25 protein-coding genes are annotated in these 22,808 nt (G+C 67.5%); 9 read left to right on the plus strand and 16 right to left on the minus strand.

What is annotated here, in order from left to right; translation table 11 throughout:
- Positions 1 to 46: 46 nt before the first annotated feature.
- From IEV64_RS01020 to IEV64_RS01055, 8 genes are all read left to right on the plus strand, one after another.
- The gene (locus IEV64_RS01020; protein WP_007275212.1) at positions 47 to 1,033 is read left to right on the plus strand and encodes an aldo/keto reductase; all 987 of its coding nucleotides are present in this window, start codon (positions 47 to 49) and stop codon (positions 1,031 to 1,033) included.
- A gap of 155 nt (positions 1,034 to 1,188) precedes the next feature.
- Positions 1,189 to 2,736, plus strand: a complete 1,548-nt coding sequence (locus tag IEV64_RS01025; RefSeq protein WP_152420724.1) for a substrate-binding domain-containing protein — start codon at positions 1,189 to 1,191, stop codon at positions 2,734 to 2,736.
- A 126-nt stretch (positions 2,737 to 2,862) separates the two neighbouring features.
- Positions 2,863 to 3,810, plus strand: a complete 948-nt coding sequence (locus IEV64_RS01030; RefSeq protein WP_004969434.1) for a carbohydrate ABC transporter permease — start codon at positions 2,863 to 2,865, stop codon at positions 3,808 to 3,810.
- A gap of 1 nt (position 3,811) precedes the next feature.
- Positions 3,812 to 4,768: a carbohydrate ABC transporter permease gene (locus IEV64_RS01035; RefSeq protein ID WP_007275214.1), complete on the plus strand. Its 957-nt coding sequence runs from the start codon at positions 3,812 to 3,814 to the stop codon at positions 4,766 to 4,768.
- Positions 4,769 to 4,770: 2 nt separating this feature from the next.
- Positions 4,771 to 5,958 carry an ABC transporter ATP-binding protein gene (locus IEV64_RS01040; RefSeq protein ID WP_007275215.1) on the plus strand — a complete coding sequence of 396 codons (1,188 nt, stop codon included), beginning with the start codon at positions 4,771 to 4,773 and terminating at the stop codon, positions 5,956 to 5,958.
- Positions 5,959 to 6,066: 108 nt separating this feature from the next.
- On the plus strand, positions 6,067 to 6,270 hold the full coding sequence (locus IEV64_RS01045; protein ID WP_004042869.1) for a DUF8005 family protein: 204 nt from the start codon (positions 6,067 to 6,069) through the stop codon (positions 6,268 to 6,270).
- 156 nt (positions 6,271 to 6,426) lie between these two features.
- Positions 6,427 to 7,521 (plus strand): Gfo/Idh/MocA family protein, encoded by a 1,095-nt coding sequence (locus IEV64_RS01050; RefSeq protein WP_188422918.1) that lies wholly within the window; start codon positions 6,427 to 6,429, stop codon positions 7,519 to 7,521.
- Positions 7,522 to 7,560: 39 nt separating this feature from the next.
- Positions 7,561 to 8,361: a DUF8054 domain-containing protein gene (locus IEV64_RS01055; RefSeq protein ID WP_188422919.1), complete on the plus strand. Its 801-nt coding sequence runs from the start codon at positions 7,561 to 7,563 to the stop codon at positions 8,359 to 8,361.
- A gap of 75 nt (positions 8,362 to 8,436) precedes the next feature.
- Here the strand turns inward: IEV64_RS01055 and trmB are convergent, their stop codons facing one another.
- Both trmB and IEV64_RS01065 read right to left on the minus strand, forming a co-directional pair.
- A complete protein-coding gene (gene trmB / locus IEV64_RS01060) occupies positions 8,437 to 9,498 on the minus strand; it encodes an HTH-type sugar sensing transcriptional regulator TrmB (RefSeq protein ID WP_007275218.1) in 1,062 nt (353 codons plus the stop codon).
- A 129-nt stretch (positions 9,499 to 9,627) separates the two neighbouring features.
- Positions 9,628 to 10,368 carry a proteasome assembly chaperone family protein gene (locus IEV64_RS01065; RefSeq protein WP_188422920.1) on the minus strand — a complete coding sequence of 247 codons (741 nt, stop codon included), beginning with the start codon at positions 10,366 to 10,368 and terminating at the stop codon, positions 9,628 to 9,630.
- A 157-nt stretch (positions 10,369 to 10,525) separates the two neighbouring features.
- Between IEV64_RS01065 and IEV64_RS01070 the strand changes: the two genes are divergently transcribed.
- Positions 10,526 to 11,710, plus strand: a complete 1,185-nt coding sequence (locus IEV64_RS01070; RefSeq protein ID WP_188422921.1) for a mechanosensitive ion channel family protein — start codon at positions 10,526 to 10,528, stop codon at positions 11,708 to 11,710.
- 85 nt (positions 11,711 to 11,795) lie between these two features.
- On the opposite strand, the gene IEV64_RS01075 is transcribed toward IEV64_RS01070, so the two are convergent.
- The 14 genes from IEV64_RS01075 to IEV64_RS01140 all read right to left on the minus strand — a co-directional run bounded on the left by IEV64_RS01075 (position 11,796) and on the right by IEV64_RS01140 (position 22,752).
- Positions 11,796 to 12,203: a universal stress protein gene (locus tag IEV64_RS01075; RefSeq protein WP_004974696.1), complete on the minus strand. Its 408-nt coding sequence runs from the start codon at positions 12,201 to 12,203 to the stop codon at positions 11,796 to 11,798.
- Positions 12,204 to 12,306: 103 nt separating this feature from the next.
- On the minus strand, positions 12,307 to 13,686 hold the full coding sequence (locus IEV64_RS01080) for a bifunctional metallophosphatase/5'-nucleotidase (protein WP_188422922.1): 1,380 nt from the start codon (positions 13,684 to 13,686) through the stop codon (positions 12,307 to 12,309).
- A 106-nt stretch (positions 13,687 to 13,792) separates the two neighbouring features.
- Positions 13,793 to 14,005: a dodecin gene (locus tag IEV64_RS01085; protein WP_007275222.1), complete on the minus strand. Its 213-nt coding sequence runs from the start codon at positions 14,003 to 14,005 to the stop codon at positions 13,793 to 13,795.
- A gap of 127 nt (positions 14,006 to 14,132) precedes the next feature.
- Positions 14,133 to 14,939 carry a helix-turn-helix transcriptional regulator gene (locus IEV64_RS01090; protein WP_007275223.1) on the minus strand — a complete coding sequence of 269 codons (807 nt, stop codon included), beginning with the start codon at positions 14,937 to 14,939 and terminating at the stop codon, positions 14,133 to 14,135.
- Between the two features lie 101 nt (positions 14,940 to 15,040).
- On the minus strand, positions 15,041 to 15,700 hold the full coding sequence (locus IEV64_RS01095) for a DUF2238 domain-containing protein (protein ID WP_188422923.1): 660 nt from the start codon (positions 15,698 to 15,700) through the stop codon (positions 15,041 to 15,043).
- A complete protein-coding gene (locus IEV64_RS01100; RefSeq protein ID WP_007275225.1) occupies positions 15,697 to 16,413 on the minus strand; it encodes a hypothetical protein in 717 nt (238 codons plus the stop codon). The genes IEV64_RS01095 and IEV64_RS01100 overlap by 4 nt, the downstream gene beginning before the upstream one ends.
- A 56-nt stretch (positions 16,414 to 16,469) precedes the next feature.
- On the minus strand, positions 16,470 to 16,814 hold the full coding sequence (locus IEV64_RS01105; protein WP_049920558.1) for a DUF7116 family protein: 345 nt from the start codon (positions 16,812 to 16,814) through the stop codon (positions 16,470 to 16,472).
- 88 nt (positions 16,815 to 16,902) lie between these two features.
- A complete protein-coding gene (locus IEV64_RS01110) occupies positions 16,903 to 17,151 on the minus strand; it encodes a DUF5816 domain-containing protein (protein WP_004042840.1) in 249 nt (82 codons plus the stop codon).
- A 39-nt stretch (positions 17,152 to 17,190) separates the two neighbouring features.
- The gene (locus IEV64_RS01115) at positions 17,191 to 17,556 is read right to left on the minus strand and encodes a HesB/IscA family protein (RefSeq protein WP_004062279.1); all 366 of its coding nucleotides are present in this window, start codon (positions 17,554 to 17,556) and stop codon (positions 17,191 to 17,193) included.
- A gap of 131 nt (positions 17,557 to 17,687) precedes the next feature.
- Positions 17,688 to 18,968: a histidinol dehydrogenase gene (gene hisD, locus IEV64_RS01120; protein WP_188423252.1), complete on the minus strand. Its 1,281-nt coding sequence runs from the start codon at positions 18,966 to 18,968 to the stop codon at positions 17,688 to 17,690.
- A 124-nt stretch (positions 18,969 to 19,092) separates the two neighbouring features.
- A complete protein-coding gene (locus IEV64_RS01125) occupies positions 19,093 to 20,325 on the minus strand; it encodes an Nramp family divalent metal transporter (RefSeq protein ID WP_007275229.1) in 1,233 nt (410 codons plus the stop codon).
- A gap of 229 nt (positions 20,326 to 20,554) precedes the next feature.
- Positions 20,555 to 21,148: a hypothetical protein gene (locus IEV64_RS01130; protein WP_188422924.1), complete on the minus strand. Its 594-nt coding sequence runs from the start codon at positions 21,146 to 21,148 to the stop codon at positions 20,555 to 20,557.
- A 70-nt stretch (positions 21,149 to 21,218) separates the two neighbouring features.
- Entirely contained in the window at positions 21,219 to 21,491 is a 273-nt protein-coding gene (locus tag IEV64_RS01135) for a hypothetical protein (RefSeq protein WP_188422925.1), read from the minus strand.
- Between the two features lie 124 nt (positions 21,492 to 21,615).
- Positions 21,616 to 22,752, minus strand: a complete 1,137-nt coding sequence (locus IEV64_RS01140) for a pyridoxal-phosphate-dependent aminotransferase family protein (protein ID WP_007275232.1) — start codon at positions 22,750 to 22,752, stop codon at positions 21,616 to 21,618.
- Positions 22,753 to 22,808 lie beyond the last annotated feature (56 nt).

A 22,808-nucleotide genomic window follows, 5' to 3' on the forward strand; every position in this document is an offset into this window, starting at 1 on the left:
TCGTCGCGTGCGTATGTTTATCATTGTCGTTCGTGTATGAACCGGTATGACCGACATGGAGTACACCTATCTCGGCGACACCGGCCTCGAAGTCTCGCGGCTCTGTCTGGGCTGTATGAACTTCGGCTCCAGCGCGGAGTGGATGATGAACGACAGGCAGGCGAGCCTCGACCTCCTCGACAGCGCGCTCGACGCCGGCATCAACTTCCTCGACACGGCGAACGCCTACTCCCGCGGGGAGTCGGAGGAAATCGTCGGCGAGGCCATCGCCGAGCGCGACCGCGAGGAACTCGCCATCGCCACGAAGGTCTACTTCCCGATGGGCGACGGGCCGAACAAGTCCGGGCTCTCGCGCAAGCACATCATCGACCAGGCGCACGCGAGTCTCGACCGCCTCGGCACCGACTACATCGACCTCTACCAGATTCACCGCTGGGACGACGGCGTCCCAATCGAGGAGACGCTGTCGGCGCTCGACTACCTCGTCGAGGAGGGCCTCGTCAGGTACGTCGGCGCGTCCACGATGTCGTCGTACCAGTTCACGAGGGCGCTGTACACGGCCGACGTGGAGAACCTCGAACGCTTCGCCTGCATGCAACCGGAGTACAACGCGGTCGACCGCCACGAGGAGGCGAACCTGCTTCCGGTCTGCGAGGGCGAGGGCGTCGGCGTCATCCCGTGGTCACCGCTCGCGGGCGGCTTCCTCACGGGCAAGTACGAGCGCGACGCCGAGGTACCCGCGGACACGCGCGCGAACTCGGACGAGTACACGTCGGGCCGCTTTACCGACGAGAACTGGGCCGTCCTCGACGCGATTCGGTCGCTCGCCGAGGAGAAAGACGCCACGCCCGCGCAGGTGTCGCTCGCGTGGCTCCTCCACAAGCCCGTCGTGGACGCGCCCATCATCGGGCCGCGTCGGCTCGACCACCTCGAAGAGAACGTCGGCGCGCTCGACGTCGACCTGAGCGACGACGACGTCGAGCGAATCGAGGCGCCGAAGTCGCCGACGTGGCCCGCGCCGGGAAAGGACTAAGCGCCCGGCGGCCTATTCTTCACAGACAATAGTTACAGACTCGGGGACGATTGAATTTCGGAGTCGGGTAATTAGTATCATGTAGTTTACTACAACAGCGGTAGTGGCCAGCACCAAAACTATAAATAATCACTAATTGTAGTGTACAAACTGTAATGGTTGATGCTGACTCACGCAAGGGCAAGCGTACTGGCGTCTCTCGACGCAGTTTTGTGAAGGCGGCCGGCGCATCGGGCGTCGCCGTCGGACTGGCCGGATGCATTAGCACCGGCGGCGGCGACGGTAACGGCGGCAACGGCGGCACGGACGCCGACACCGACACGCCGATTAACACCGAAGAGACCACCGACGAAATCACGCTTCAGTGGGCCGCCGACACCCGCGTCGCGGAGGCGGAGGCGGAAGTCGTGCAGGCGCTCCGGGACGCGGGCCTCCCGGAGAACATCGATATCGACATCCTCGCCGGTTCGCAGGTGACCGACAACAGGCAGGCGCAGTATCAGCAGTGGCTCTCCGGCGGTCGCTCGGAGCCGACACTGCTCATGATGGACAGCGGGTGGACGATTCCCTTCATCGCCCGCAACCAACTGCAGAACCTCTCGCAGTCGCTCCCCTCGGAGCTGACGTCGACCATCCAAGAGGAGTACTTCGAGGCCAGCGTCTCGACGGCGACGGGGCCGAACGGCGACCTCTACGGTCAGCCGCTGTTCCCCGACTTCCCGACGGTCCAGTACCGAAAGGACCTGCTCCGAAACGCGGGCTACACCGACGAGGACTTCTCGACGTGGGCGACCGAGTCGATGTCGTGGGAGGACTTCTCGCGCGTCACGAAGGAGGCGCTCGACGCCAACCCCGACATCGAGAACGGCTTTACGTTCCAGGCGAACGTCTACGAGGGCCTGTCGTGCTGTGACTTCAACGAGTTCATGACCTCGTACGGCGGCGCGTACTTCGGCGGCCGCGAGAACCTGTTCGGCCCCATCGGCGACCGCCCCATCACCGTCGAAGAGGAGCCGGTCATCAACGCGATTCGGATGGTTCGGACGCTCATCCACGGCGAGGACGACGAGTACGCCCTCGACGGCATCACGGGCGGCATCTCGCCCGAGGCGGTCCTCCAGTGGACCGAAGACCCGTCCCGACAGCCCTTCACGACGGGCAACGCGGTCATGCACCGGAACTGGCCGTACTCCATCGTCATCAACGGCGCGGAGCCGTCGGAGGAAAACGACCAGACCGGCTTCGGCGAGGACCTCGGCGTCATGCCGATTCCGTACGGCGTCACCGCCGACGAGGCCCAGTACGAGGGCACCGGCGGCCCCGTCGCCGCCCTCGGCGGCTGGCACATGACGATGAACCCGAACTCCTCGGACGAACAGAAGCAGGCCGCGGTGCAGGTGCTTCGGACGATGCAGACCGAGCAGTTCCAGCTCGACATGTTCCGCATCATCGGCTGGATTCCGCCGCGCCCGTCGCTGCTGGAATCCGACCAGGCCGCCGAGGTGCCCATCATCGGCCGCTACCTCGACGCCCTGAAGGTCGCCGGCGAGAACGCGATTCCGCGCCCGGTCACCGTCGTCTGGCCCCAGCAGTCCGGCCGCATCTCACAGGAGGTCAACGCCGCGTTCGCCCAGGAGAAATCCCCCGAACAGGCGATGTCCGACCTCGCATCACAGCTCGAACAGATCGAGCAGAACGCGTAGAGCAACGTCTTTACCGAGACGTAACTAACATACACGTTATCATTTGACATGGCTACCGAACAACAATCAGGGGAGACATTTTCCGACACCCGGAGGAGCGGTCCGTACGCCTCGGCCGTCAACTGGATGGAGTCGCTTTCCGAGACGCAGTTCGCGTACCTGCTTTTGACGCCCGCGCTCGTCCTCTTGGGGGTAATCGCCGTCTACCCGCTGGTCTCGACGTTCAGCATGTCGCTGTTCGCCGACCAGCTGACTGGGAGCGCGCGGCTCGGCGAGTTCGTCGGACTGCAGAACTACGTGGACCTGTTCACCGGCGCGCGCAACTACGCGCTCCCGTCGCAGTTCCTCCCGACGTTCTCCTCGGAGTTCCCCTTCGTCACGAACATCTACGCCAGCGCGCTCGCGGTGACGCTCATCTTCACCGTCTTCAGCGTGCTGTTCGAAACGCTCATCGGCTTCGGTCAGGCGCTCATCTTAGACCAGGACTTCCGCGGGCGGCGGTGGGTCCGCGTCGCCATCATCATCCCGTGGGCCGTTCCCATCGTCATTCAGGGGATGATATGGTACCTGATGTTCCAACCGAACATCGGCTTCCTCGTCGGGACGAGCCAGAATCCGGCGCTGTTGAACCAACTCGGTCTCATCGGCACGACGCCGCTTCGGAACACCGCCGACGCGCTGTTCCTCATCATCGTGGCCGACGTGTGGAAGACCTCGGCCTTCATGGCGCTTCTCATCCTCGCGGGGATGCAGAGCATCGACCGGTCTTTGTACGACGTGGCGAAGGTCGCCGGCGCGTCGCGCTGGCAACAGTTCAAGCTCATCACCTTCCCGCTCATCCTGCCGACGGTGCTCGTGGCGATGCTGTTCCGCACCATCGACGCGATGCGCGTCTACGGCATCATCCAGACGATGGCCGGCTGTCAGACGGTTCCGTCGCTGTCGTGTCTCGTCGTCACGACGTTCAACACGCCACTGTACGGGACGTCTGCGACCGTGGCGTTCGTCACCGCCGGTATCATCGCCGTCGTGGTCTCGGTGTACATCGTGAACTTCGCCAGTGAGGGTCTCTGAGATGTCCAACGAAACTCCGGGAGCCGGCCTCGGCTCCGACGACGAGATGGAACGCGGGCCGCTCGGCCGCTGGGTCGACTCGGCCATCAAGAACCCGGACAGAGTCTACCGCGCGATGTTCTACGTGGCGATGCTGTTCTTCCTCGTCACGACGCTGTTCCCGTTCTACTGGCTTCTCGTGCTCGCGCTCACGCCGAACAACCTCATCGCCAACATGGGGCTCGTGCCGAAGGGGTTCAACCCCGAGGTGTTCGTCGCGATGTTCGAGCGGGTGCCGTTCCACCTGTACATGTTCAACAGCTTCGTGCTGGGCATCACGACCACCGTGCTCGTGTTGCTCATCGCCAGCCTCGCGGGGTACGTCTTCGGCCGGCTCCGCTTCCCCGGCAAGGGCGTGCTGATGCTCGGCATCCTCGCCATCAGCTACTTCCCGCCGGCGGCGTTCCTCATCCCGCTTTTCGAGCTGTTCACCGGGAACACGGCGATTAGCATCGGGATGGTGACGATATCGACGCCGGACCTGTTCAACACGCCGGCACCGATGGTGTTCCCGTTCAGCGCGCTGTTCCTCCCGCTGTCGATATTCATCCTCACGACCTTCTACGGGCAGATTCCCGACGGGTTGGAGGACGCGGCGCGGGTGGAGGGGACGACCCGACTGGGCGCGCTGTTCCGCGTCATCGTGCCGCTTTCGGCACCCGGCGTGGCGACCGCGGGCGTCCTCACGTTCATCAGCGTCTACAACGAGTTCTTCTTCTCGTTCCTGATGAACAACGGCGAGGCCGACTCGTGGGCGCCCATCGTCGCGGGTATCCTGAAGTATCAGGGGCAGTTCGACACCCCGTACAACCTGATGGCCGCCGCCTCCATCGTGGGGGTCTTACCCGTGGCTATCCTTGTCATTATCGCGCAGGAACGCATCGTGAGTGGACTGACCGCAGGAGCGCTGAAGGAGTAATCATGGGAGACGTAACACTCGAACACGTAAGCAAGCACTACGACGACGTAACGGCGGTCGACGACATGAACCTCGACATCGACGACGGAGAATTCATCTGTCTCGTCGGTCCGTCGGGGTGCGGAAAGTCGACGACCATGGAGATGATCGCGGGGCTCACCATCCCCTCGGAGGGGAAGGTGTTCATCGGCGACCGCGAGGTGACGAACCTCCCGCCGAAGGACCGCGGGGTGGCGATGGTGTTCCAGAACATCGCGCTGTTCCCCCACATGGACGTCTACGACAACATCTCCTTCGGGCTCCGCCTCCGCAACTACGACAAGGAGGAAATCGAGCGCCGCGTCGAGCGCGCCGCCGAAATCGTCCAGCTACAGGGGATGCTCGAACGCATGCCCGACGAGATGTCCGGCGGCCAGCGACAGCGCGTCGCCATCGCCCGCGCCATCGTCCGCAACCCCGGCGTCTTCCTGATGGACGAGCCGCTTGCGAACCTCGACGCGAAGCTCCGGGTCCACATGCGGACCGAACTCCAGCGCCTCCACAAGGAACTGGACACGACCATCATCTACGTCACCCACGACCAGGCGGAGGCGATGACGATGTCCGACCGCATCGCGGTCATCGACTCCGGCCAACTCCAGCAGATCGACCCGCCGCTTGTCTGTTACAACGAGCCGTCGAACCTGTTCGTCGCGGGCTTCATCGGCTCGCCCTCGATGAACTTCCTCGACGGCGAAGTCACCGACGACGGCTTCGTCTCGACCAACATCGACGTGGAGTTCGACCCCGCTGACCTCGGCGTCGAGCCGGGGGCGGACGTCACGATGGGCATCCGCCCCGAAGACGTGTACCTCGTCGGCGACGAGGCGCTCGTGTCGAACCCCAGCCGCCGCATCGATGCCGTCACGGACGTGCTCGAACCGATGGGCGACGAGATATTCGTCTACCTGAAGCTCTCGGAGACGACCGAGACGGACCTCGAAGACACGAGCGGCGTCGCCAACGACCAACTGCTGATGAGCGTCGCCCCCGACAGCGACATCGAGGAAGACGAGGACGTAACGGTCGTGCTCGACCGCTCGCGCGTCCACCTCTTCGACACGGAGACGGGCGAGGCCATCAGCCACGGCATCGAGACGCCCGTCCAGACGAGCGGCGCGCCCGGCACGGAAGCCGAAAGCGACGACTGACGCGGCCGTACCGCGGCCCGCGTCGGCTCGTCCTCCCTCGCAAACTCGCGGCTCGCACCGCCCGCACACCGCTTTCCGAACCAACCCACAGCACACACACTCACACCAATGGTCAACGAACTCGGCCTGTTCTACCTCGGCGGGATGACCGTCCTGTTTTTCTTCTGGGCCTACGGCATCGTCTCGTTCCTGCTCGACCTGAAGAACAAGTTCATCCCGAAGGGCAAGCAGTACCTCCGCGGACGGCGTCGGCTCAAGGAAGAAAAGCGCCGCGAAGAAGAGCGCAAGGAGCGAGAAGAACAGCTCTACTGAACGCCAACTCGACCCGTGTTCCTCGCCGCTCCCCGACGCTATTGCGCGCCACCCGCCACAGTGAGAACGCTTGCTAACCGGAGTCTCGCGGTCGATTCTGCCGAATCCACCCAAAGAACGTGAAACTTAACATCACCTGTAGTTAATCATCGAATCATGAGTACGGAATCATCGGTCCGAGTCGGCATCGTCGGCCTCGGAAACATCGGGCACCACCACGCAGACCGCCTCGTCGACCTCGGCGCGACCCTCGTCGGCGGCCTCGACATTCAGGCGGACGCCCGTCGTCGCTTCGCGGAGAAGTACGACGTGAACACCTACGAGGAGAAGACGGCGCTGTTCGAGAAGGTCGACGCGGTCGTCATCACCACGCCGAACCGCTTCCACGAGGAGTACGCCGTCGCCGCGCTCGACGCCGGCCTCGACGTCCTGCTCGAAAAGCCGCTGGCGCACTCGCTCGAATCGGCCGAGCGAATCGCCGAGGCGGCCGAATCGGCCGACGGCTTCTGCATGGTCGGCTTCAACAACCGCTTTGCCAACCCCGTCGAGGTCGTCCGCCACCACTACGAGGAGGGCCGCTTCGGCGACGTCACCCACGTCGAGGCCAACTACGTCCGCCGCCGCGGCATCCCCGGCCGCGGGTCGTGGTTCACCTCTAAGGAAATCGCGGGCGGCGGCTCGCTCATCGACATCGGCGTCCACGCCATCGACCTCGCGCTCTACTTCCTCGACTTCCCCGAGGTCGTCGAGGTCTCCGGCGTCACCCGCTCGGAGTTCGGCGACCGCGACGACTACACGTTCGTCGAGATGTGGGGCGAGGACGTGGGCCCGGAGGCCTTCGACGTGGACGACTCCGCGAGCGCCTTCATCCGCACCGACGAGGGCACGACCATCTCCCTCGAAGTCGCGTGGGCGACGAACCGCCCGACCAACGACGAGTTCTTCCTCCGCGGCACGGAGGGCGGCGTGCGCTTCGACCGCGCGAGCCACGACCTCCAGTTCTACGAGGACGGCGTCGGCGGCGGCAACCACCTCTCGACGACGGACGTGGAGACCCAGGACAACGACACCCACAAGACCGAACAGGAGGCGTTCCTCGCGGCCGTCGCCGAGGGCGAACACCCCGGCCGCAACACGGTCGAACAGGGCCTCGCCGTCCAGCGCGTCATCGACGCCATCTACCGCTCGTCGGAGACCGGCGAGGCGGTCCGCCTCGACGCGGCCGAGACCGAGACGCCCCCGGCGAACTGACCACCGCGAACGCACACCCCAAGCCCCACGTCTCACACCATGCCCGTCATCGACTCACTCAAGCGCCCGGAACACACCGGCGAGAACCGCTGTCTGCCGTGTACCGCCGTCAACGTCGCACTCGTCGTCGTCGTCGGCCTCGCGGTCAGCGTGCTCTCGCCGCTCGTCGGCTTCGTCGTCCTCGTCGGCGGCGCGCTCTCGGTGTACCTCCGGGGCTACGTCGTCCCCGGCACGCCCTCGTTCGCGCCGCGGTTGGTCGCGGCGGTCGGCCTCGCCGGCGTCTTCGACCACGGCGGCGAGGGGTCGGCTCCCGACCGGCGCTCGGAATCGCTCGACGCCGACGTCGACCCCGACGCGATGCTGTCGACGCTCCTGAACGCCGGGGTGCTCGTCGAGGAAGAAGACGGGCTGTTCCTCGCCGACGACGCCCGCGAGGAGTGGGAGTCGACGATGGCGACGCTCCGGAAGACCACGGACGAGGAACTCGCCGAGGCCGTCGCCAACGCGGTCCCGTTCGAGGCGGCGGTCGACGCCGAGTTCGGCGGCATCTCGCTCGACGGCCCCTCGATGTCCGTGTGGATTTCGCGGCCGCAGGCCATCGCCGACGTGGCGACGCTCTACACGGTCGTCGAGCGCGGAGTCGACCCGACGGTCGCGCTCGCCGCCACGGAGCCGATGCGGATGTTCGTCGAGGTCTGTCCGGACTGCGGCGGCCCGGTCGAGGAGACGACGACGCGAAACTGCTGTGGCGGCACCGCGGGGCTGTACGACTCGCCGGACCACGAGGTGCTCGGCTGTGCGGACTGCGGCGCGGTCGTCTACGAGTTCCCCGACGAGTAGCCGTCGCTGGCGGGGCACGGCCGAGCGGAAAGGACGAGCGCCGAAAAGACGAGCGCGGAAACTGACGACGCGGCCTCAGACGATTTCGTCGCGGTTCGGAACCTCGTCGCGGCCGAGCAGAATCTCCTGTCCCTCCACGTCTTCGAGCGCGGCGACCAGCCCGCCGACCTCGACGACGCCTTCTTCGGTATCGATGTGGAGCGACGCGACCTCTTCGGTGTCTTCGAACGCCGTCTCGATGACGCGCCCTTCGACCACGATGGGGTCGCCCGTCTCGATGTCGCGGCCGGAGACGGAGGCGTAGAAGTCGCCGTCTATCTCGCGGATGTCCTTGACGGCCCGGCGGATGGAGGCGTAGCGGCGGGGGAACGGCCGGCGCTTGCCGTTGGCGACGATGGTCTCGGCGGTGCTCCAGAGGACGGTCCCGAAGAAGCCGCTGACGAGGAAGCCGAGCGCGGAGCGGTTGAAGATGACGCCGTAGCGGTCGCGGTCGTCGCGGAGGGCGTCCTGCGTCGCGTAGATGGAGTACTCGCCGTCGGCGACCGCGAGGACGGGCGAGGTGATGCCGCGGCGGGCGCGGGCGATGGTCGCCACGTCGAGGTAGTTGAACTCGTCGGGGTCGGGCGCGCGGGAGGCGGGCGTGACGAGCAGGTCGATGCTGACGCCGCTGTCGATGGCCGCCGCGAGGTCGTCGCGGAAGCGACGGAGCAGGTCGGGCGTCAACGAGAGCACGAGTTCGTACTCGGCGGCCTCGATGATTTCCTCGATGTAGCGGAGGATGGTCGACCGCGACTTGACGAGCGAGACGGCCTCGGTGTCGCGGGCGGGGGCGGTGTAGCGCGCCTCCAGTTCCTCGATGAGCTCCTCAAGCGAGGTCTTGACGTTCGCGAAGGCGTCGTCGGGGTCGACGGCGACGATTTTCATCGGGCGCGACTCGCGGAGCTCGACGAGGCCGCGGTCAGACAGGCTCCGGACCGTGTCGTACACCCGCGGCTGGGGGATGCTGGTTCGGTCGGCGATTTCGCTCGCCGTCAACTGTCCGTGTTCGAGGACGGCCAGATACGCGTCTATCTCGTACTCGCCGAGGTTGAAGCGCTCACCGACTCGCTCCATGGTGAGCCGCAGTTCGTCAGCCATAGTCGTGACGTGTACGGCATCACCTAAATCATTTACTGAAATCCGAGTAGCACGAAATTCCGAAAACAAGTGGCACAACAGATAGCAGGTCGTCGGTCGACCGTCGCGGGACGGCGGACGGGTCGGCGCTCACATGTACATCCGGTCTTCCGGGAGGTCGGCCTCGCTGTCGTGGAGTCGCTCTGCGAGTTCGGCGTAGTACTGCTGGACCTCGGCCGCAAAGGACTCCAGCGGGGAGGAGTCGACGCCGAGGTCGTACACCTCGTTGGCGGCGTCGACGAGGCGGATTGCCGCCTCCACGTCGGGGACCTGCGCGTGGACGGGCGTGACGTAGACGCCGACGCCGAGGGGCGAGCCGATGCCGCGCTCGACGAGCGCCGCGTTGGTGCCGTCGAAGAACCCCCGTCCCATCGGCGTGATGTCGCTGTCGGCGAGTCGCGCCTCGCGGTAGTCGTCGGTGGCGATGTAGAACACGCGGTGTTCGTCGGGGCCGTGGGCCATCGGAATCCCCGAGAGGACGGCGAGCTCCTCGACCTGATTTTGTTCGGTCCAGTCGAGGATGGCGTTTCCGAACTGCGTGCCGTGGACCGAGGGGACGAACAGCTCGCCGACGAGCACGGTCACGTCGAGGTCCTCGCGGGAGAACAGCCGCGTGTGGCGTCGGGGGCGACCGTCCTCGAAGGGCGTCACCGCCGGGAGCCCCTCGACGGTGAGGTGGCCGGTCTGTTCGAGGCCGAGGTGGTCGACGATGAAGTCGACGGCGGTGAGTCCGGCGAGTCCGAACGACGAGAAGCCGCAGAGGAGCGCTCGGCTCGGGGCGGTGTCGTGTGTAATCCGGAAGTCGGGACGGGTGGGCGTCGCGTTGGCCATACTAACACTGCGACGCCCCGACACTTAGCCGTTCACCGCGCGCGAACCCCGCAGTAACAACCCTTTTTTCGCCGCTCCTCGCGCAGTTCGGCCAGACTGTCGAGTTCGACAGCCCGCAGTAACAACCCTTTTTTCGCCGCTCCCCGTTGCGGGTTCCATGCACGGAGTCGAGGGGGTCGCCGACGCGTCGGCCGCAGTAGGCGGGGCGCTGACCGCTGTGAGCCACCTCGCGGTCGCCCCGCTCCAGTCCACGGCGCTCACGCCGCCGACGTTCGTGCCGGAGTACCTCCTGTTCCCGGGGTGGCGAATCATCGTCGCGCTCGTCATCGCCGCCCTGTCGGTCGGGCTCTCGAAGTACGTCGTCCGCCTGCTCGGTCGGCCGGTCGCCCGGCAGTTCCGCCGTCAGAGCGTCGCCCAGACCGTGCTTCGAATCGTTCGCCTCGCCATCGTCCTCGTCGGCGTCGGCGTCGGGGCGAACGTCCTCGGCCTCGAACTCGGCGACATCGTCCTCTCGGTGACGGTGTTTTCGGCGGTGCTCGGTATCGTCCTCGCGCCCATCGTCGGGAGCATCATCAACGGGGTGTTCGTCCTCTCGGACCAGCCGTTCGAAATCGGCGACATGATAGAGCTCGACGACGGCACGAAGGGCTTCATCGACGAGATAACCCTGAGCTACACGAAGATATTCACCCTCGACAACACCTTTCTCGTGATGTCGAACTCGAACATCCGCGACCGCGACGTCATCAACTACTCCGCCGAGGACGAGCGGACCCGCCTGTCGCTCGACGTGCTCGTCACCTACGAGTCCGACATCGACGCCGCCCGCGACCTCGTCGAGCGCGCCGCCCGCGACTGCGATTCGGTGGTCGAAGGCGGCCCCGACATCCGCATCGGGAGCGCCCGCTACCCGGCGAAGCCGACCGCCTACATCAACTCCTACGCCGACAACGGCGTCCTCCTGCGGCTCCGCTACTGGGCGCTGAAACCGTACAAAATCGGCCGCATCCAGTCGGAGGTCCAGACGCGGCTCTGGACGCTCGTCGAGGAGTCCGAGGCGACCGTCGAGTTCGCCTACCCGCACACCCACCTCGTCTTCGACGAGACCAGCGGGAGCCTGCACGTCACCAGCGACGAGGCCGCGAACCGGCGTCACGCCACCGCGTCGCCGGCCCCGGGAGCGCCCGTCCAGTCGGTCTCTGACGGCGAAGGCGCTGAAGCCCCGGTCGATACGACCGACGCGGCCGACGTGAGCAACGGGGGCGACCCGGCCGATACCCCGAGTTCGGCGGACGCGGAGCCAACAGACAACGATTCGACAGACGCCACCGGCGGCGACTGACCGGGAAGCCCCCGAGACGGTCGGCACTGGGGCGGCGTCGAAAACGGAAACCCGAACCCGAACCCGAGAGCCGAGCGTCGCCGGCTCAGTCGTCCGCGCGGACGGTGATGACCGTGCAGTCGAGCTTTTCGCGGAGGAACACGTCGATGTCGGGGTCGTCGAGGAACCGCCGGAGCATCCGCCGCCAGCGGCTCGCCTGTTTCGACCCGATGACGACGATGTCGGCCTCCTCGGCGGCGACCTCTTCGAGAATCGTCTCCTCGACGAGGAAGCCCCGGCGGACGACGTAGCGCGCGCGGACGAGCGGGCCGAACTCGGCTTCGACCGCCCGCTTGAGTTCGGTTCGCGTCACGCCGCGGTTCGACTGGTAGAGGTCGACGTGGAGGACCGTCAGTTCGGCGTCGCGCTCTCTCGCGACGCGGACGGCCTCTTCGAGCGTCGCCCGGGAGTGCTTCGAGAGGGGGTACCGAACCGGGACCACGACCCGTGTCATACTCCGAAGCCACTCGCCGGGCGTGCGTGAACCTTTCCCTCTCGGACGGCTTCGCCGGCGGCCGCGTCGTCGTTGCCCCCGTTTCTCCCTTCCCCTCGCCGCCTCAGTCGTCGGCGCGGCTGGCCGACCGGCGCTCGATGCGGCCCTCGACGGCGGCGTCGAACCCGACTTCGCGGGCGTACCGCGCCAGCGCGTCGTGTTGAATCTGGAACTCGCCGACGCGGTGGGCCTGCGTGATGGCCGGGAACTCCTGCGTGCTGTGGAGCAGGTAGTCGCTCGTGGCGACGGTGTAGCGCGCCTCCGGGTCGATCGGCTCGCCGCCGACGAACGCCCCGACGACCTCGTCGCGGTCGTCGTCCCAGACGATGCGCGCGCCGCTGACGTGGGCGTGCCACCAGTCGGGTTCGCCGAAGCCCATCTCGGCCCCGCGGGCGGCCCCGAACGCCGCCAGGAGCTCCGTGCCGGTCACCTCGGCGACGACGAGGTGCTCCTCGAAGGGGACGAGGCTCACGAGGTCGGCGTGGGTCACGTCGGGGCCGATGGGCGGGCCGGAGCGGATGCCGCCGCTGTTCTGGAGCCCCACGTCCGCGCCGGTCGCCCAGCGGTAGGCGTCGGCGATGGCGTTGCCGACGCGGCACTCGCCGGCCGCGACGGTCTCCTCGGCGCGGTCCATCGGGCGGTCGATGCGACAGAGAACTTCGTCGAGCCCGGCGGCGTCGACTCGCCCCTCCAGCGCCGCCACCAGTCCCTCGTCGGGTCGGTACTCGGCGGTCCGGTGGCGGACCGTCTCGATTCGGTCGGCGGCGACGCGGACCTCCCAGACGACGTGGCCGTTCGCGCCGGGGCGGACGATTGGCACGCCGTCGACCACGTCGTCGCGCTCGGCGTGGACGTGACCGCCGAGGACGAGGTCCACGTCGCACCGGGCGACGAGTTCGTCGTCGCCGCTCCCGAGGTGCGAGAGCGCCACGACGAGGTCCGCGCCGTCGGCCCTGAGCGCGTCGGCGGCGTCTGACGCGACCGCGTAGGGGTCGGCGAAGTCGAGGTCGGTCGCCTCGGGGTTGATAGAGCCGGTCGCGGGGTCGGTGACGCCGAAGAACCCGAGCGTCAGGCCGTCTATCTCGCGGGTCGTCCGCGGGACGCTTCCCTCGGCGGCGGCGAACCGACCGCCGCCCTCGCCGCGGACGTTGCTCGTGACCCACGTCGGCCGGCTCGCGGCGACGAGTTCCCGGGTCCGGGTGGCCCCGTAGTCGAAGTCGTGGTTGCCGAACGTCTCGAGGTCGGCGTCCACGGCGTCGTAGAAGTCGAGCGCCTGCCCGCCGCGCTCGACGAGAGAAAGGACGCCCGGCGCGGTGTTGTCGCCGGTGCCGACCACGAGGGTGTCGTCGCCGTCGAGGGCGCGGACACAGCCCGCGAGACGGCCGGCGCGCTCGGTGTCGTCGAAGACGTTCTCGATGTCGGAGTAGTGGAGGAGCCGAGGCATTCGCTTCTCGAATGTGGCGGTGCGGGCGGATAAGAAGCCGTCGGGACGGCCCGCGACGTCGACGCGGACCGAACCGAATCGGACCGAACCGAAACGGTTGCCGCGGTTACTCGCCGCCTTCTCCTTCGAGTTCGAACGCGACTTCGACCTCGGCTTGGTACTCCCGCGTCTCGACGGACGCGAGCTCGACGCCGAGCTCCTTTACTTCGACCCAGTGGACGCCCGCGAGCGTCTCCTCCGCGCGGTTAATCGCGTCGTCGACGGCGGCGTCGAAACTCTCTGCACTCCGACCGACGAGGGTGATTTTCTTGAACACCATCTCGTCGGACCCTTCGTCTTACTATCACAAATAATCGTCCCCGGCTCGGCGACTCGGCGACGGGGAGGTCGGGGCGGTCGGGGCGGTCGGGGCGGTCGGAGCGACCCCCGACGCGCCGTCGCGGGACTCACTCGTCGGGGCGGTACGGACGTGCGGTCTCGGCCCACGCCGCGACGAGCGTCCGCCCCCACGCCACGGCCGAGGGGTCGTAGCTCACGACCAGCGCCTCGGGGCCGCCCATGTGGTCGTAGACGACGAGCGTGACCGAGGCCGTCGTCGGGCGGTTCATCACCACGACGCCGAACTCCGGTTCGTCGTCGACCGCGGACACGCGGACGCCGGCGTCGACTATGGCGTCGAGGCCGTCGGGATAACGGTTCGAGAGCCAGTCGAGCGACTCCGCGGAGAGCACGAGTGTGGCGCCGTCCCCGAGCCGCATGAGCTGTTCGCGCGCCTCGGGCCAGCTACTGAACAGAAACGGGCCGTTGAAGCCGATGACCTCCGTCACCTCGCCGAGGTCGAAATCTATCGATACCCGCCGTTCCATCGACGTGAGGTCGCCCGTACAGACGACCGCGTCGCGGAACAGCGAGGGCGGCGGATTGACCGACTCGGGGAGGCGGTCGAGCACCGGTCCCGCGTCGAGCACGTTCGCCATGGCCCGGAGCGCCTCGTCGTGCGTCTCCAGCGCGACTCGCCCCGCCGTCGTGGCGGCGAACCCGCCGTCCGACCGTTCGACCAGACCGAGGTCGACGAGTCGCTCGACGGCGCGGTCGACGGTGGACCGAGAGACAGAGAGCGCGCGGACCAGTTCGGCTTTCGATAGCGGCTCCGACGAGAGCGCCTGAAGAATCTGACTGCGGCGACCGACCGCCTCGAACGCGTCGGCGGCGTCCTCGTCGTCTTCGTCCCCGTCGCCGACCCAACTCGACATCGGTATGAACGTCTCAGCCCGTGTACAAATGTATATCGGGACTCGGCGAGATTCGGCCACGGTCGGCTGATTGGGTCGGAGTGTCGTTCGCTCCCGTCGTGTCAGCGAGGTTCTCTTTCGAGCCGGCGCTCCAACGCGCCGACCACGTCGGAGAGGTGTGCGGTGCCCCAGACGGCGACGATGACGCCGCCGACGGCGTCGAACACGAGGTCGAGGAGCGTGTCGTCGAGGCCGTACTGCGTCAGCACCGACCCGGTGCCGGCGAGCGAGGCCGCCCCGGAGATGGCGAACTCGATGACCTCCCAGAAGACGCCGAACGCGAGGACGAAAAGCAGGATGAAGACGAACATGAACCGCGGCGGCAGGTAGATGTCCGCCGTGTGCTCGTCGACCGCGCGGACGGTCGCGTAGCCGGCGGCCGCGACGACCGACGACGACAGCGCGTGGGTGAGATGGTCCCACCACCAGACGCCCGAGTAGAAGCTCGTCTCCGACCCCGGGAGGCCGACCGTGCCGAGCGCGTGGAGGAACGCCGCCGAGGATATCCAGAGCGTCAGCCCGGCGTCCATCGGGATGCGGTAGTCGCGTTCGAGCATCGCCGGGAGGTAGGTCACGCCGAGGCCGACCAGCGCGTTGACGACGATACCGAAGTTCCCGCGGTCGAGGCCGATGAACACGAGGCCGACGAGGACCACCTGCATCGCCCGCGAGAGCTGGGACTGCCGTCGCTCGTCGATGCGGAAGTACGAGCGAATCCTCACGGCGACTCACCACCTTCCGACGCGCGGGCGTCCCCGTCCGCCTCCGCCGCCTCCGACTCCTCGGCTATCTCCGCAACCTCCTCCGGGAGCCGCTCGCGCGAGCCGGCCCGGCGGCGGAAGTAGTACTCGAACAGCAACCCGGCCGCGAGGCCGGCGACGGTGGCGGCGACGAAGTCCCACATCAGCCCGGTCTCGATGACCTCGTCGGGGCGGCCGTTCAACAGCAGGCGCGTCCCGAGGTAGAGGTCCGAGAGCCACTGGACGACCGCCCAGACGCCCGCGGCGGCCATCGTGGCGATGACGACGAAGAAGACGGCGAAGGAGTGGTTCATCCGGACCGGCGTGAACACGTCGAGTTCGACGGCGACGATGAGCGCGATGGCGGCCACCGCGAGATACGTCGAGACGCGGCCGGTGAAGGTCACGCCGCCGATGGTCTGGCCCCGAACGAGGACGCGGGCGACGAGCGGGAGCGAGGCGAGCGCGACGACCTCCCACGGGAGCATCGCTCGCGGTTCGCGGAAGGCGACGGCCGGGACGACGGTGACCGCGGCGACGACGGCCGCGAACCCGCCCCAGACGAGGTCGCCGCCGGTGACGACGCTCCCGACGGCGACGGCGACGAGGAAGCCGACGAACAGCCACGCGAGCGCCGCGTTGAGCCGTCTGCTCCGGACGAATCGCGCCAGCTCCGTCTCTGCGGCCTGCGACATGCTCGTCCGTTAGCGACGGGTTGAGAAAACGTTTGGGCGAAGACGCCCCGTTTCGATTACGTGTTCGTGCCGTGAACGACCTCGTAGTCGTTCCCACCACCGTTCGACACGCCGATGATTGCCCACTCGTATGGAAGGTCGATACCGCGAAGCCGCTCTCGAAGCGAGCCGATGTGGTCGTCCCACGTCACGAAACAGCGGAACCGATACGGTGTCTCGGTTCCGCCGTCAGCGAGCACCGGACGGCATTCGGTCGCTTCGCGCGAACTCAGTGCGGTCACGTGGACCGTACGCCACTTGCGTTCGGCCAGCATATCGGGTCCGTCCCCAGAGACGGAGTAGCCGAGCCGGCCGAATATCGACCGAGCCTCCTGAACAGGAGGCATCGAAGCCTGGGCCATGCACGTCTACGTACACCCGCACTCCTGATAAAGATTGTCACGGTATACCATACCAATAATTGACGAACGGTCGCGCCGAGTCGCCCGGCTACTCGTGAGCGGCGTCCCACTCCTCGGGCTTGCGGACGTTCCCGCAGTTGTTGCACTCGATGCGGGCCATCGTGTCCATCGCGGTGTCGAACGAGTCGCAGTTCCCGCAGAGGTAGCCCCATCGGTTCTCGGCGTCCTCGGTCGAATAGACGACGTAGAACGGCCCCTTCGAGCCTCGCTCTGGCTCGTCGGTGGCGACGAAGACGGTCTTACCGCTCGATACGGTCTGGGTCTGAAGTTCGGCCATGCCACCGCTTCGCGCGGGGGCGGCTTAAGAAATTGGTCCCTACGTCCGGAACGACTCGCCGCACCCGCAACTGCTCTCGGCGTTCGGGTTGTTGACGTGGAAGCCCGCGCCCTGCAGGCCTCCCTCGAAGTCGAGGGTGGAGCCGCCGATGTAGTTCATGCTCGCGGGGTCGACGAACACGCGGAGGCCGTGCTGTTCGACGACCGTGTCGTCGTCTTCCGGTTCGTTGTCGAAGCGCATCCCGTAGGACAGCCCGGCGCAACCGCCCTGCTGGACGAACAGCCGGAGTCCGGCCACGTCGGTGTCCATCGACTCTCCTTCGAGGAGGGAGACGGCCTCGTCCGCGGCCGCGGGCGTGACCGTCACCGCCACATCGCCGCCGCCACTCGCGGATTCCGTGCTCATACGCCCCACTATACTGTGGGAACGGATAACTGTGGCGCAGGCGGAACTTCGCGCGCCGCTCCGGTAGGGTGCGACTACCGGACGAAAAACGGGGGGAAACGACTCGAACCGGTCGTTTTCTCCCGACCCGCCTACTCGTCGAACCGCTCGCGGACGCTCTGGGCGTGGGCGTCGAGCCCTTCGGCCTCGGCGAGCGTCGTAATCGTCTCCGAGAGCTCCGACAGCCCCTCGCGGTCGAGGCGCTGGACCGTCGTCGAGCGGACGAAGTGGTCCACGGAGAGCCCGCCCTGTCGCTTCGCGCCGCCGCCCGTCGGGAGGACGTGGTTCGTCCCGGAGGCGTAGTCGCCGGCCGCGACGGGCGTGTACGGGCCGAGGAAGACGCTCCCCGCGGAGTCGATGCGGTCCAACAGCGCCTCGTCGTCGTCGGCCTGAATCGTCAGGTGCTCGGCGGCGTACTCCTCGGCGAACAGCACCGCCTCGGACATCGACCGCGCGAGGAGGACGCCAGACGCGTCGCCTTCGAGCGCGGCTTCGATGGTCTCCGTGCGCTCGCGCTCGCCCGCCTGTCGCTCGACCTCCGCCACGACGTCCGCGGCGAGGTCGGCGTCGTCGGTGACGGCGACGACCGAGGCGTTCGGGTCGTGTTCGGCCTGCGCGACGAGGTCGGCGGCGACGAACCGCGCCTCGGCGGTCTCGTCGGCGACGACGAGCACCTCGGAGGGGCCGGCGAGGAAGTCGATGTCCACGTCGCCGCGGACCTCGGCTTTCGCCGCCGTGACCCACTTGTTGCCCGGCCCGACGACCTTCTGGACGGCCTTCACCGTCTCCGTGCCGTAGGCGAGCGCGGCGATGCCCTGCGCGCCGCCGACCGAGTAGACCGCGTCCGCGCCAGCGACGTGCATCGCGGCGAGCGTGACGGGGTTCATCGGCTCCGCGGGCGGGGTGGCGACCGCGACGTGTTCAACGCCCGCGACCTTCGCGGGGATGACCCCCATGAGGACGCTAGACGGGTAGGCGGCGGTGCCGCCGGGGGCGTAGACGCCGACCCGGTCCAGCGGCCGGTAGCGACGACCCAGTTCGCGGGTGCCCGCGTCACCGAACTCCTCGCGCCAGTCCTCGGGGACTTGCTTTTCGTGGAACTCGCGGACGTTCGCCGCGGCGTCCTCGATGGCCTCGCGCACGTCGTCGTCGATCTCGTCGTAGGCGCGCTCGGCGGCGTCGGTCACGTCGATGTTGCCGACCTGGACGCCGTCGAACTCGTTTGAGAACTCCCGGACCGCCACGTCGCCCTCGCGGCGGACCCGCTCGACGATGTCGCGCACGTCGGACCGGACCTCCCCGACGCCGGCGTCCCGCTCGAAGAATGCGCGGCGGGCGTCGGTGCCGAGGTCGGCCAGCTCGCGAACCTCGATGTTCATACCCCGGCTTTGCGGCCGGCGCGAAAAGTCGTTGCGGAAGCGGTGGGGCGGCGGCCGGCGGCTGTTCGGTTCTCCGGACAGTCGCGGAGCCGCCCCGACGTCCGTCGTTTTCGCCCCGTCACCCGAGGAGCGTCGAGTACAGGAGCCAGCCGTTCAGGACCACGATAACGGCGATAACGATACCGAGGACGCCGGTCGTGGTCGCCCGGTTACGGAAGTTCCCCATCAGCGACGCCTCGTGGGTGAACCAGAGGAGCGGAATCAGGACGAACGGGAGCTCGAAGCTCAGCGCGACCTGCGAGGCGACGAGCACCGACGTGGGGTCGAAGCCCGCGGCGACGATGAGGAGACTCGGCACGAGCGTGACCGACCGGCGGAGCCAGACGTTGACGTTGAGGTCCAGAAAGCCGTCCATGACGGTCTGGCCGGCCATCGTCGCCACGAGCGACGACGAGAGCCCGGCGGCGATGAGCGCGACGCCGAACGCGAGGCTCGCGTTCGCCCCGAAGACGCCGGTGAGGGTGACGTACGCCTCTTCGAGCGTCTCGATGCCCGTCCCCTGAAGCGCGGCGGCGGCGACGATGAGCATCGCGGCGTTCACGAACATCGCGCCGAAGAGCGCGACGACGGTGTCGAGACGCTCCAGCCGGAAGTGGCGGCGGTGGACGGCCTCGGTGTCGCCGTCGGACTCGATGAGTCGGTCGCGGCGGTCCTGGACGATATACGGGTGGAGGTAGACGCTGTGCGGCATCACGGTCGCGCCGAGGATGCCGATGGCGACGTACAGCGCCGAGGCGTTCGGCACGGTCGGGACGAGGCCGGACGCGACGGTCGACGCGGTCGGCCTCGCCAGCGCCATCTCGAAGACGAACGAGAGCGCGATGACGCCGACGAGCGCCATGATGGTGAGTTCGACCCAGCGGAACCCCCGTTTGTGGGCGGTCCGAACGCCGAGCAGGGCGAACGAGCTCACCGCCGCGAGGACGGCCCCGGCCCACAGCGGCAGTGAGAAGACGAGGCTGAAGCCGATTGCGGCCCCGATGATTTCGGCCATGTCGGTGGCGACCATCGCCAGCTCCGCGGCGGCCCACAGGACCACGACGACGGGGCCGGAGAACCGCTCGCGGCAGAGCTGTGCCACGCCCTTCCCTGTGGCGATACCGAGCTTGGCCGCGAGCACCTGAATCCCCATCGCCATGACGCTGGCGAGGACGATGACCCACAGCAGGGCGGGGCCGAACTTCGCGCCGCCCGAGATGTTGGTCGCCCAGTTGCCGGGGTCCATGTAGGCGACGCTGATGATGAAGCCGGGACCGAGATACGAGAGCAGTTCGCGGAGCGAGGTGCGCATCTCTTACCGCCACCCCGATTGTTCACACATGCAAACGTCTGAGTTGTCCATGTCTAAATTATAGTTTCGCGTACTCAGTAAAACTGCTGTCGACTGTTTCACACGCGAACCAATGCCACGCCCTCAGTCGGAGGGTGCGACGGGCGACCCGGCGGTGACCGGAAAGCGTCGTCCGCGACCGGACAACGGGGAACGCCGGCGCTCGCCTCTCACGACGGGGTTAACGCGACTATGCCACGTGGCGCTGTTCCGTGTACGTCAACGTCCGGTCGTCGGTCTCGATGGTCGTCTGGACCGTAATCCAGCCGTCCGCCTGCCGGACCGCGAACGCCTCCGAGTACGACAGTTCGACGCGCTTTGTCGTCGTGTACGACTCGCCGGCCGCGAGGTCGCCGACCGCCTGCGACCCGCGCCAGACCTCGTCGTCCGGGTCGGTGCCGTTGCCGACGAAGATGCGACTGTAGACGGTGACGCCGGAACTGTCTGTGTCCTGCTGGTTCGTAATCGTGCTCGTCACGTCGCGGCAGGTCTGGCCGCACTCCTCGATGTCGTCGACGACGACGCCGAACGGCGGCACCGATTCGGTCGCGGTCGCGGTCGCGTCGCCGCTGTCACTACTTCCGCCGTCGTTACTTCCGCTGTCGCTCCCGCCGCTGTCGCCGCCGTCGTCGGGCGGCGCGGTCGTCTGCGTGGGGAACGCTCCGTCGGAGTCGTCGGCGGAGGTTGTGTCGGCGAACGGTCCGACTCCGGTCAGGAACGTGGCCGAGATACCGGCCGTGAGGAGGACCAGAACTGTCGCGGCGACGAGGAGTGTGCGTCTCATATGAAGTGGAAATTCGGATTGGATGGGTGTCGTTTAACGCAGTTGTCGGCTATCTTCGGGTCACACTTAGTTACGCACCCGAAAAGCCGTCGGCGCGGTCGCTTAGCGAGTCCCCAAGGGAGCCGTCGAGCGCCCCGCTCAGGAAGTCACTAACGATGCGGTGGACGTCCGAGACGAACTCCGGAACCGGGTCCGGGAGCTCGCCCGGCGGCCCCTGCTGGCCGGCCTCTGACGCGGGGGACGATTCGCGTGCGTTCTCGGACGGTGCGGCGGCGGCGACGCCCGCGGTCGCGACGAGGACGGCGAGCAGGACGCCGACGAGGGTGAGTTTGCGTCGGTTCATCGTGAATCGCAGTCGCTCTTCGGGGGGCGAGGGTGATGAAAAGCGGACACCGTGGCGGGCGTTTTGCGTCGGTTTCGCCGAGTTTCGACGCGGTTTACGGCGAATTGCCGTCGGTTCGGTGCCGTTACTGGTTCAGCGCTTCGCGCATGGCGGCGAACCCGGCTTCGGGGTCCACGTCCGCGCCCTGCGCCTCCAGCGCCTCGCCGAGGGCCGTCAGGAGGAACGAGACGTTCTCCGGCCGCGCCGAGTGGCCCATACAGCCGATACGGAAGATGTCGCCCGCGAGCGCGCCGAGGCCGCCGGCGATTTCGAGGTCGTACTGTTCGAGCACGTAGTCGATTGCCTCGCCCGCGTCGACGCCGTCGGGGACGAGCACCGCGTTGAGGCTGGGGAGCCAGTAGCCGTCTTCGGGGTTGAGACCGAGGCCCATCGCCTCGACGCCGGCTTTCAGCGCGCCCGCGACCCGGCGGTGGCGCGCCCACCGCGCCTCGATGCCCTCTTCGGCGACCAGTCGGAGCGCCTCGCGGATGGCGTAGACGTTGGTGATGGGCGCGGTGTGGTGGTACGAGCGGTCGTCGCCCCAGTAGCCCTCCAACAGCGACAGGTCGAGGTACCACGAGCGGGTGGGTTCCTCCCGCGAGAGCACCTTGTCCATCGCGCGGTCGTTGAGCGTCAGCGGGCTCGCGCCCGGCGGGCACGACAGGCACTTCTGCGGGCCGGAGTAGGCCGCGTCGATGCCCCAGTCGTCGACTTCGAGTTCGACCCCGCCGAGCGAGGTGACGGTGTCGGCGACGACGAGCGCGTCGTGGTCGTGGGCGATGCTCGTCAGCTCGGGGACGCTCGGCTGTTTCACGCCCGTCGAGGTCTCGGCGTGGACGAACCCGAACACGTCCGGCTGGTACTCGTCGAAGGCGTCCTGTACGTCCGCGGGGTCGAGCGGCTCGCCCCACGGCGCGTCCACGTGGACGACCTCGCCGCCGGCGCGCTCGGCCATCGACTCCATGCGCCCGCCGAAGTAGCCGTTCGTCGGGACGAGCATCGTGTCACCCGGTTCGACGAGGTTGCCGATGGCCGCCTCCATCGACGCCGAGCCGGTCCCCGAGACCGGAATCGTCCACTTGTTGTCGGTGCGGAACGTGTAGCGCATGAGCTCCTGCACCTCGTTCATGATGTCGATAAACGACGGGTCGAGGTGGCCGACGAGCGGCGTGGACATCGCGCGGAGCACGCGCGGGTGGACGTCGCTCGGGCCGGGGCCCATCAGCGTGCGATTCGGCGGAGTGAGTTCGCCGACATCGGGTGCATCGGACATGGTCT

This window comes from Haloferax sulfurifontis, assembly GCF_014635105.1.
GTDB lineage: Archaea > Halobacteriota > Halobacteria > Halobacteriales > Haloferacaceae > Haloferax > Haloferax denitrificans.